9 protein-coding genes are annotated in these 11,613 nt (G+C 42.4%); 5 read left to right on the plus strand and 4 right to left on the minus strand.

Annotation, left to right across the window (positions count from 1 at the left end; genetic code table 11):
- Positions 1–122: 122 nt before the first annotated feature.
- Positions 123–2,636 (plus strand): ExeM/NucH family extracellular endonuclease, encoded by a 2,514-nt coding sequence (locus VIB_RS15765; RefSeq protein WP_004397404.1) that lies wholly within the window; start codon positions 123–125, stop codon positions 2,634–2,636.
- Positions 2,637–2,679: 43 nt separating this feature from the next.
- Positions 2,680–3,582, plus strand: a complete 903-nt coding sequence (locus VIB_RS15770; protein ID WP_004397405.1) for an endonuclease I family protein — start codon at positions 2,680–2,682, stop codon at positions 3,580–3,582.
- Positions 3,583–3,798: 216 nt separating this feature from the next.
- Here the strand turns inward: VIB_RS15770 and VIB_RS15775 are convergent, their stop codons facing one another.
- The gene (locus VIB_RS15775; RefSeq protein ID WP_040905672.1) at positions 3,799–4,497 is read right to left on the minus strand and encodes a GntR family transcriptional regulator; all 699 of its coding nucleotides are present in this window, start codon (positions 4,495–4,497) and stop codon (positions 3,799–3,801) included.
- A 301-nt stretch (positions 4,498–4,798) separates the two neighbouring features.
- On the opposite strand from VIB_RS15775, the gene VIB_RS15780 reads away from it, so the two are divergent.
- From VIB_RS15780 to VIB_RS18260, 3 genes are all read left to right on the plus strand, one after another.
- Positions 4,799–6,415 carry an alpha-glucoside-specific PTS transporter subunit IIBC gene (locus tag VIB_RS15780; RefSeq protein WP_004397410.1) on the plus strand — a complete coding sequence of 539 codons (1,617 nt, stop codon included), beginning with the start codon at positions 4,799–4,801 and terminating at the stop codon, positions 6,413–6,415.
- Between the two features lie 124 nt (positions 6,416–6,539).
- Complete coding sequence (locus tag VIB_RS18255) at positions 6,540–7,052, plus strand: family 4 glycosyl hydrolase (RefSeq protein WP_004397411.1); 513 nt, start codon at positions 6,540–6,542, stop codon at positions 7,050–7,052.
- Position 7,053: 1 nt separating this feature from the next.
- Positions 7,054–7,878: a family 4 glycosyl hydrolase gene (locus VIB_RS18260; RefSeq protein WP_004397412.1), complete on the plus strand. Its 825-nt coding sequence runs from the start codon at positions 7,054–7,056 to the stop codon at positions 7,876–7,878.
- Between the two features lie 157 nt (positions 7,879–8,035).
- Here VIB_RS18260 and galU read toward each other — a convergent pair whose 3' ends face one another.
- The 3 genes from galU to VIB_RS15800 all read right to left on the minus strand — a co-directional run bounded on the left by galU (position 8,036) and on the right by VIB_RS15800 (position 11,493).
- Positions 8,036–8,866: a UTP--glucose-1-phosphate uridylyltransferase GalU gene (gene galU, locus VIB_RS15790; RefSeq protein ID WP_050782772.1), complete on the minus strand. Its 831-nt coding sequence runs from the start codon at positions 8,864–8,866 to the stop codon at positions 8,036–8,038.
- A gap of 371 nt (positions 8,867–9,237) precedes the next feature.
- The gene (locus VIB_RS15795) at positions 9,238–10,242 is read right to left on the minus strand and encodes an NAD-dependent epimerase (protein WP_004397414.1); all 1,005 of its coding nucleotides are present in this window, start codon (positions 10,240–10,242) and stop codon (positions 9,238–9,240) included.
- Positions 10,243–10,326: 84 nt separating this feature from the next.
- Entirely contained in the window at positions 10,327–11,493 is a 1,167-nt protein-coding gene (locus VIB_RS15800) for a nucleotide sugar dehydrogenase (RefSeq protein WP_004397415.1), read from the minus strand.
- Positions 11,494–11,613: the final 120 nt, after the last annotated feature.

Consider the following 11,613-nt stretch of genomic DNA (forward strand, 5'->3'; position numbering starts at 1 on the left):
ATCCATATATATAAACTGATTAACCATTTTTAAATATTATAAGTCCAACACTAATCACAATGATAATTTTAGTATCGTTTAAAATATTGATATAAATTGCAGCTTATAGATATGAGTTTATGATGAATAAAGTAAATATAGTCGCACTTGCAATAATGTGCGCATTACCAGCCCATAGCCAAATAATCATTTCAGAAACAACTGAAGGTTCAGGAAACAACAAAGCGATAGAACTCACTAATATTAGTCAAGAAAATATCAATCTTGAACAATACACGCTAAGAATTGCCCATAATGGTGCACAGGACTGGAGCAGTAGTACACTCAGTCTTCCTATTACCGTTATGCAGCCTTCACAAACCTATGTAATTGCTCATTCTCAAGCAGATCCAGAATTATTAGCACTGGCCGATCTACAAGATACTCGCGTAACAACCTTTAATGGCGACGATATTGTTGGCTTATTTCATCAACAGCAACTGATTGATATTGTTGGAACACTCGGTATTCGTGAAGACTTTAATAAAGATACATCATTACGAAGAATTAACGTTCAATCCTCGACCACCTTTAAACCTGAACATTGGCACAGTACAGGAATCATCAACGATTGGAGTCATATCGGCACTCCACCGAAACTGGATAATCAAGAGATACCACCAACGATCCCACCAATCACCGCTATAGATACAACTATCATGGATCTACAAGGGGACGGTTGGGCCTCACCTTATACGGATCCAGCTAATGGTAAACTTGAATCTGATGAAGTTTTTCGAGTTAATGGCGTGATTACCCATATTCAAACTAATAGCGACCTTGGAAAGGATCTACCAATTGGATTTTTTATACAAGATGAATTTGGTGACAATAACCCGCTGACTTCTGACGCTATTTTCGTTCAGGGCCTCGTACAAGGCTATTCGATTGGCGATAAAGTGACTGTTACAGGAAAAGTGATTGAGCAATTTGGTTCAACCCAGTTAGTCCCTACTGGTAATATCACAAAAATATCGTCCGGCCATAATATCGAACCGACAACCGTGACCAGATTACTATCTGATCGCTATTACGCCGAAACCCTTGAGCGCCACGAAGGGATGTTGGTGCGCTTTACCGATGATTCAAATATGTACGTTTCACGTAGCTTTGCTTTCGATACCGGCCCTCAGCGCTATAATATGGTGCTAGCTTATCAACAACCTAACATTCATCCTCATCAAAATCATTTACCCGGCAGTAATGAAGCGATCCGTCAAGCCGATTGTAACCTAGACCAACGATTGGTTGTCGAAGCAACCCAAACAGGAAGCAAACATCAACCGATAGTTTGGTATCCCGATTTTGCAAAAAACACTAACGGTATTGAGCAGAATTTGATCTCAATTGGCGATCGAGCCTCGAACATTGAGGGGATCATTGGTTACTCTCATTCTGATTATCGTTTATATGTCACTAAACAAGCCAATTCAGAGTCATTCACTCGACAGATAAATAGCTCTGATCCCGTCATTAATGAAGGTAATATAAAAATTGTCACCTTCAATACCGAAGGATTGTTTATTTCCCACCTTCACGGTAATAACAATCCAGCGGTCGATAATCATAGTCAAACTGGATTTGTGACTGGTGGAGCTAAAGATCAAGCCGATCTTGACTTACAAATTAAAAAATTAACGGCTGCCATTCACACTATGAATTCCGATCTAATTGCACTCTTACAAGTCGAAAATAACGGTTTTGAACAGGGCTCCGCTATTGATTATTTACTAACGAAAATCAATAAAGGCCAAGAGAACAAACAGCATTATCAAGTCGCTAAATGGAACGCCAGCAATCAAGATCACTACGTAGGGAATAATCCAACCGCAAGTTATATTCTTTATCGGCCCTCTGTTTTCAAGTTAAATGATCTTGAATTATTAACAATGCCAAGCGATGACAAGCAAAGCATCTCCATGAACGAGACTGTTATCGCAACATTAAACATTCACTCTAAAGAAAACCCCATAGAGCTAGTTGTGGCCGCTGTTGACCTAGTCAATCGCGATCAAAACTGTCATGGTGACACGACTCAACAAACGACTCCTTGTGACCAATTACGCCAACAAGCCAGCCAAGCAATTATTGAAGCGATGAGTAAGAAAACTGACCACCAGTTAATTCTGGGTAGCCTACACGCTTATCCAAAAGAAAAAGCAGCTCTCGTTTTTAGCCCAACGGAGCTAAATTCATACGTCGATGCTGTTGCGATCCGAGATAGAAACTCTGAACGGTATTCTATTGAACGCAACGCTGAATCAGGTCGAGTGGACTATATTTTCATGTCAACTTCGCTGAGAGATAAATTCGTCGATTCTGCACCTTGGTCAATTAACTCAGCTCAATCTGCACTGTTAAATTATCAATCTGGGATGACATTTGACGAAACCAATTGGTACCGCTCATCTTCCCACGATCCGATCCTTTTGACGCTAAACCTAGCGCTTAGCTCAAACAATGATCTTGGTGATGATTCAGAGACAGGTACACAACCTGATGCTGCTGAAAATAGTAGCAGTGGGGGTGGCCTTGGTTTGTTCAGTTTTTTACTGTTATTGCCATTGTTACGCCGCATACGCAATCAACAAGCCTAATGCCGTTTAAACTCCATCAGAATCAGAATAAGAGATACAAATAATGAAAAAGCTATTGTGCATCGCCTTAATGGTTAGCTTTAATGCCAGTGCCAAGTATATTGAAGCTCATCACCCTCATGTGATGCAGCCATTTTCTTCGACTTGCATCATCAATGCTACACCGACGCCTCCTGAAAATTCGGATATTTTTAATCCTAATGGCTACTATAATGCGGCCTTGGAAAAAACGGGCGATGAATTAAAGCACGCCTTGAATACAATCGTCTCCACCGGTCATATTCGTCTGCAATATACGGATAATAGTAATCTTCAAACACCAGATGTTTGGCGAGCATTAATGATCACCGATGAAGACCCATATAACTCAGACAACGTGATTTTACTGTATACCGGACGATCACAATCAAAAGAGCAACGCACAGGACAAGGCTCGTTGGGACAAGATAATTGGAACCGGGAACATGTCTGGCCAAGGTCAAAAGGAGGATGGAGTCGTAGTTCATACGCTGACACCGATATTCATCATCTTCGCCCCGCAGATGAGGGAATGAACAATGAACGAGGTAATTTTGAATTTTATGAAGGTGGCGTCGCGACGAGTGAATCACCAGATGTCGGTAATAAAAAAGATACCAGTAAACAAACCTTTGAGCCACGTGATGAGGTGAAAGGTGATATTGCACGGATGATGTTTTATATGGCTACGCGTTATCAAGGTAACGATAATGATGGCCTAAAGTTAGACCTCCTCCCTGGATACAGTACACCTACAACTAAACTTGGTGATTTATGCACGCTACTCAGATGGCACCAGCAAGATCCGGTTGATGAATTTGAACGTAACCGTCACGAGAAAATTTATGACATACAAAATAACCGTAACCCGTTTATCGACAACCCAAGCTGGGTCGATGAGATATTCTATCATTCAGACTGTCGTTAGAAATTTTCCAGCGGTTATTTGGTCTGATCTGAACATAACTTAAAACTTGGTTATGGAGTACAGAGACAACAACATAAGTCCCTGTATTCCATAATCGATAATCAGAACTAAAAAGCACGATGATATCCCCTTCCTAGGATCTTAGTTTAAAACCTACTCCGTTAGGCTGTGGACATCAAACAGCAAGCTGCACATTATGATTAATGCTATCAATGACTAACGTTTTAAATAATGTTTGTAAGAGTAAGTCTTCGGCTTACTGACGATCTCAGTGTATTCAAACAGCTGACCGTCCGTTAATTTTCCTACTGAAATTAACTTCAATAATGGTGTTTGTTCACTAACCGTTAAACATTGAGCCATATGTTCATTGGGTAAAATGGCTTCAAAATCTTGAATCGCACCATCAATCTTCAACCCTAAGATCTGTTCTAGATAGTAGTACTTAGAGCCTCTCAAATGATTCAGGCTAAGATCTGGAAATAAGCGCACTGGCATATAAGAATCTTCGTAAATCGACAACACCTCATTAATGTACATAAAGCGTCGAATAAAAAAGACTTTTTCATTGCGATCGATCATTAAAGCCTGAGCGACATGATCGGGTGGCGTTATCAAGGAAAACTGATCAACTTCATAACTCAGTTTTCCTCCCGACTCAGCAAGGTATTCTCGATTACTACGCAGATTAGACATAGAACCTGTCATACTTTGACCAATTACCGTTGTTCCAGCCCCTTGGCGTTTTTCGACCATCGCCATTTTCACTAATTCATCTATGGCCTTACGCACGGTAATTCGGCTAACAGCGTACTCTTCAACCAATTTGCTTTCGGTCGGTAAATTATCACCAATTTGAAACTCACCTGAATCAATACGCTGCTTTAGCGCCAACATGACTTTTTTATATAACATTATCTCTCTCCAGCGAGAAAGCATCATGCACCAAAAAGTAACAAATTAAATACCTATCAACTCGTAGATTTTACTTTTAGCTCGAACTCATGCACAGCAACTACGAATACATTATATATTTATATCTAAATCACAACTTGTAATGATCACTTTGTTTTTTTATTACCAGGATAACAATAAATACATCCTATATTTGTACTATATATATCATATCGGTACATTAACTCTGTCTTAAGGCAATTTACCATTATCTCCCAAGAAGTTTGGGACACATTAATCGATACACTAGAAGGATTTTCCAATGTTAAGTGCAATACAACGCTTAGGTGGGGCAATGTTTACCCCCGTACTGCTCTTTCCTTTTGTTGGGATTATGGTTGGCCTGACGATCGTACTCAAAAACCCAATTTTTGTCGGTGATTTAGCGAATCCCGACGGCCTGTATTATCAGATACTCTTTATCATTGAAGAAGGAGCTTGGACACTTTTCCGCAATATGCCACTACTATTTGCGGTTGGTCTGCCGATTGGCTTGGCAAAAACGGCTCATGCTCGGGCTGTACTCGTGGTCATGGTCTCCTACTTAACCTTTAACTATTTTGTTCATGCGATGGGCTTACAGTGGGGGGCATTCTTCGATGTCGATTTTTCACAATCGATTGGTGGGGTATCAGGACTGACTGATATTGCTGGAATAAAAACCTTAGATACCGGTATCTTTGGAGCCATTATTATCTCCGCCATTGTCACGGGATTACATAATCGTTTTTTTGATAAACCCCTCCCAGCGTATTTAGGTATTTTCCAAGGCACCGCTTTTGTCGCAATCATTGCTTTTTGCGCTATGTTACCCGCGGCTTGGTTAACCCTTTATATCTGGCCTAGTATTCAACACAGCATCTTAGATTTACAAGGTTTTCTTGTAAATTCAGGGGCATTTGGAGTTTGGCTATATACTTTCCTAGAACGAATTTTAATTCCGACTGGCCTACATCACTTTATTTATGCGCCTTTTGTCTTCGGTAATATCGCCACCCCTAATGGAATTTATGTCGACTGGTTTGCTGGCTTAGAAACCTTTAATCAATCTAGCCAAGCGATTAAAGACCTTTTCCCTGCTGGCGGTTTCGCCTTACATGGTAACTCTAAAGTCTTCGGTTGCAGCGGAATCGCCCTTGCCATGTACCATACCGCTAAACCAGAAAATCGTAAAAAAGTAGCCGCGTTACTGATCCCTGCCACCTTAACCGCGGTGTTTGTTGGCATTACCGAGCCCTTAGAATTCACCTTCTTATTTATCGCTCCTTGGCTATTCGCTGTTCATGCGTTATTGGCTGGAACCATGGCGATGGTGATGTATATGTTCGGTGTCGTTGGCAATATGGGAGGCGGACTGATCGAAATCGTCACTGGCAATTGGATTCCACTGCTTGGCAGCCATACTTATATGATGGTGACCCAAACCGCTATCGGACTGAGCTTTACCGTTATTTATTACTTAACTTTCAAATACTTAATCATTAAATTTAATGTACTGTTACCTGGCAGAGATGGCGCTGAACTCAAACTGCGCACCAAACAAGACTTCAACCAAAAACACGGTATTGTCGACAACGGCTCTTCATCAGCCACACCACTACAAGTCCAAGCCATGCAAACCATTGAAGGGCTTGGAGGCATAGACAATATCACTGACTTAAGTAATTGCGCGACTCGCCTGCGTGTGACAGTCAAAGATCCACAACAAGTTGCTAACGCCACCTATTTTATGGAAAACGGTGCTGTGAACCTAGTCAAAAACGGCTGCGCCATTCAAGTGATTATTGGCTTACACGTTCCGCAACTCAGGGAGGCTTGTGAACGAATTATGCAGCAAAGACAAGAAATCACAGATTCAGTCGTCATTGCCGCAAGTTAGCTCAAAAGAGCAACAGTGAATACACCCATATACGACATAACCAATGAATAACATGATTTAAAGGAGCGCCGCAATGTGGCGATGCTCAACACAAACACAGACTAATTTAAAAGTGAGGTTTAACATGAAAAAACAATTCTCTATCGTTATTGCAGGTGGCGGCTCAACATTTACCCCAGGCATCGTGATGATGCTATTAGAAAACCAAGAACGCTTCCCTATTCGTCAATTAAAGTTCTATGATAACTTCGCCGAGCGTCAAGAAGTAGTGGCTAAAGCTTGTCAAATCTTGCTCAAAGAACGGGCTCCGCACATTGAGTTTTCTTACACCACGGATCCAAAAGAAGCCTTTACCGATGTTGATTTTTGTATGGCGCACATTCGTGCTGGCTTGTATGCCATGCGTGAACAGGATGAGAAGATCCCTCTCAAGCATGGTTGTGTAGGACAAGAAACTTGTGGTGCAGGCGGAATCGCTTATGGTCTACGCTCTATTCCAGCGGTCATTGAATTAATTGACTATATGGAAAAATATTCACCGAATGCTTGGATGCTGAATTACTCTAATCCAGCAGCGATTGTCGCTGAAGCTTGTCGAGTCATGCGTCCAAACTCAAAAGTATTGAATATTTTGTGATATGCCAATTGGTATCGAAACCCGTATCGCGGAAATTCTTGGTTATCAAGACCGTAAACAGTTTGATGTCATGTATTACGGCTTAAACCACTTTGGTTGGTGGAAAGAGTTTAAAGATGGCAAAACAGGGGAAGATTTACTACCACGCATTAAACAATACATTAAAGAGCACGGCTATTTACCGCCAAGTGCCCTCAATGGCGCTCAACATACGGATGAATCTTGGAAAGAGACGTTTATTAAAGTACGTGATGTTTACGCCCTAGATCCTGAGACGATTCCAAACACCTATTTAAAATACTATTTATTCCCAGACTACGTGGTGGAACATTCAAATAAAGAATACACCCGAGCCAATGAAGTGATGGATGGAAGAGAAAAAGAAGTGTTCACCGAATGCCGCCGGATTATTGCACATGGTACCGCGATTGATACCACTATCGAAGTAGAAGAGCATGCTTCTTACATCGTCGACCTTGCGACAGCCATCGCCTTCAATACTAAAGAGCGCATGTTACTGATTGTTCCCAATAATGGTGCGATCAGCAACTTTGATCCAACGGCTATGGTAGAAATACCTTGTATTGTCGACAGTACTGGGGCAAAACCGCTGCAAATTGGCGCTATTCCCGAGTTCCAGAAAGGTATGATGAATCAACAAGTTTCAGTAGAAAAACTGGCCGTACAAGCTCATGTTGAAGGCTCTTACCAAAAACTATGGCAAGCACTAACACTGTCAGCCACCATTCCTAGTGCTTCAGTGGCTAAAGCCATTTTGGATGATTTATTGGAAGCAAATAAGGACTATTGGACTGAATTAAAATAATCCGTGGTAGGTAATGATTGCTCCTCACTTTCGTGAGGGGCAAATTAAGTGAAATTCATTAAGTGATTGATTAAACGCTCCCACTCACGTTCTTCATCCCCGCGCAGGCGGGGATCCATTCCGCCGAAAACGCCAAGTGACGAGCGCAGGTGCGAGACTAACCCTTAGCGCCATATAAATTTTCATAACAGTAATTGGTCGCTTCAATGTAGCCCTCAACACTGCCGCAATCAAAACGCTGGCCCTTAAACTTATAGGCCAATACACAACCGGATTTGGCTTGCTTTAACAGCGCATCAGTAATTTGAATCTCGCCACCTTTACCCGGCTCAGTTTGCTCGATCAGCTCAAAAATATCCGGCGTTAAAATATAGCGGCCAATAATCGCTAGGTTACTTGGCGCCGTGCCTGGCTCAGGTTTCTCAACCATGGTATCAACTCGATAAATATCATCTTTGATCATTTCACCAGCAATCACGCCATACTTATGAGTTTCATCTTCAGGCACTTCTTGCACGGCAATGATTGAACAACGAAACTGGTTATATAAAGCCACCATTTGCGCTAATACCCCTTGCTCAGGATTAACACATAAATCATCCGCTAACACCACCGCAAAAGGATTATCACCAATCAAAGGCTGGCCGGTTAAAATTGCATGACCTAAACCTTTCATTTCACGTTGGCGGATATAAGTAAAGTTGGCCGCATCAATCAGTGAGCGAATACCGGTTAAGAGATTCTCTTTGTTAGTGCCACTGATCTGATGTTCTAATTCATAGTTTTTATCAAAGTGATCCATTAAGACATTTTTTCCACGCCCAGTGACCACACACATATCGGTCATCCCCGCCTGAATGGCCTCATCAACGCCGTATTCAATTAAGGGCTTGTTGACAACCGGCATCATTTCTTTAGGCATTGATTTGGTGGCAGGTAAAAAGCGGGTGCCGTAGCCAGCGGCAGGAAATAAGCATTTTTTAATCATAATAATAACTTACTGGGTAATGGGTAATGGTTAATGGTTAATGGTTAATGGTTATAGGATCCTAGGTCCTAGGAAAACAACACTCTCAGGTTTGGCATACATACTCACGTTTGGCATCCGCATTCATCAACGTCATCGGAGCTCAAATACAGCATCTGCACTTACGTTCGTCATCCCCGCGTAGGCGGGGATCCATTCTGCCACATACGCCAAGTGGTTGGGTGAGCGATTTACTTACCGCCAACGCTGTCGGGTTTAATTCCCTCTTGAGGGGGAGTTTGGATCTGGCTTTTGCTTTCCCTAGGACCGGCTTTTCCCTAGGACCTAGGTCCTGCTCTTCCCTGGACCTGCTTTTCCTAGAACCTAGGACCTCATAGTTTATAAAACTCGCGATACCAATTAATAAACTCCGCCACACCTTCTTTGACACCAACCCGTGGGCGATAACCTGTGGCCGTAAATAAATCTTCGGTATCTGCGTAAGTTTGATAAACATCCCCTGGTTGCATACCACGGAAGTTTTTCTTGGCTTCAATGCCAAGTTGATCTTCAATCGCTTTAACAAATTCCATCAAATTAATTGGCGAACCATGACCAATGTTATAAATCGCGTAAGGGGCTGAGCTGGTCGCTGGCGTGCCAGATTCTACCGTCCAAGCCGCATTACGAGTTGGTAGCACATCTGCAATGCGTACTACGCCCTCAACAATATCGTCAACATGGGTAAAATCACGCCACATATCACCATGGTTATTAATATCTATGGTTTCGCCCGCTAAAATCTTCTTGGTAAAGATAAATGGAGCCATATCAGGACGCCCCCAAGAACCATAGACAGTAAAAAAGCGCAACCCCGTGGTCGGAATATCGTAAAGGTGCGAATAACTGTGCGCCATTAGCTCATTAGATTTTTTAGTGGCTGCATATAACGAGACTGGGTGATCGACCGAGTCAGAAGTCGCGAAAGGGACTTTAGCATTTAAGCCATACACAGAGCTGGACGAAGCGTAGACTAGATGGCCCACTTTATTTTGTCGGCAACCTTCAAGAATATTCAGATGACCGACCAAGTTTGAATCGGCGTAAGCATGAGGGTTTTCAAGTGAATAACGTACCCCGGCTTGCGCGGCAAGGTGAATCACGCGCTCAAACTTCTCTTGTTCGAAAAGCTGCGCCATGGCAGCACGATCAGCGATATCGAGTTGAATAAAACGAAATAGCGGGTGGTCAATCCGTGCCAGTCTGGCGTGTTTTAGATTAACATCGTAATAGTCGTTGATATTATCAATGCCAACCACATGATGGCCTTGGTCGGTCAATTTTTTAACGGTGGCGCTACCAATAAAGCCAGCAGCACCAGTAACTAGATATTTCATGTTTAAGTCTCGAAAATAATGGGGGAGTTAGGTTTTAGGTCCTAGGTTCTTGGATTTTGCTTTTCCCCTAGGACCTGCTCTTCCCTAATCACTACCAAACAAATCACGGGTGTAGACCTTATCGACCACATCCGCTAACTCTTCCACCATACGGTTAGAGACAATCACATCCGCGGTTTGTTTAAACTCGTTTAAATCTTTAATTACTCGTGAATGGAAAAACTCCGGCTCATCGAGTACCGGCTCGTAAACCACCACTTCAATACCCTTAGCCTTAATCCGTTTCATAATGCCTTGAATGCTCGATGCACGGAAGTTATCTGAGCCCGCTTTCATGATCAAACGGTAAATACCCACCACTTTTGGCTGGCGCTTGATAATTGAATCAGCCACAAAATCTTTACGGGTACGGTTCGCCTCGACAATCGCACCAATGATGTTATTTGGCACACTGCTGTAGTTAGCGAGTAACTGCTTGGTATCTTTCGGTAAACAATAACCACCATAACCAAAAGAAGGGTTATTATAGTGACTACCAATACGAGGGTCTAAACCGACACCTTCAATGATCTGACGCGCATCTAAACCATTGGCCTCAGCATAAGAATCTAATTCATTAAAGTAAGCCACACGCATGGCTAAATAAGTATTCGAGAACAGCTTCACCGCTTCTGCTTCGGTAGAATCGGTAAACAGTACAGCAACGTCTTTCTTTTCAGCCCCTTCCAGCAACAAATTGGCGAATACTTGTGCCCTTTCGCTGCGCTCACCGACAATAATTCGTGATGGGTGCAGGTTATCGTACAGCGCTTTGCCTTCACGTAAAAACTCAGGGGAGAAGAGGATATTATCGCAATTGAGCTCTTGTTTAATCCGTGCGGTATAGCCCACAGGGACGGTCGATTTTATCACCATCACCGCATCAGGGTTAATCGCCATCACATCGCGGATCACCGCCTCAACTGAACTGGTATTAAAATAGTTAGTTTGCGGGTCGTAATCGGTGGGGGTGGCGATAATCACGAACTCGGCATCTTGATAGGCTTGCTGCTTATCTAAGGTGGCCACAAAATTAAGCGGCTTATGAGCAAGAAAGTGTTCAATTTCTGCATCGACAATTGGCGATTGCTTATGATTTAACATGGTGACTTTATGTTCAACGATATCAACCGCCACCACTTGATGATGCTGGGCTAATAACATCGCATTGGAAAGGCCAACATAGCCAGTACCTGCTACTGCAATTTTCATTGTTTGTTCCTGATTTGAATATTTGAGATTCTGATTTGAGGTTCTAGGTGCTTAATGCGTAATGATGACAAAGGTTATGGGGCTGGATACTCTAGGTCTTAGGAAAAACACCACTCTCAC

It is taken from the genome of Vibrio metschnikovii CIP 69.14 (assembly GCF_000176155.1).
In the GTDB taxonomy this organism is placed as follows: domain Bacteria; phylum Pseudomonadota; class Gammaproteobacteria; order Enterobacterales; family Vibrionaceae; genus Vibrio; species Vibrio metschnikovii.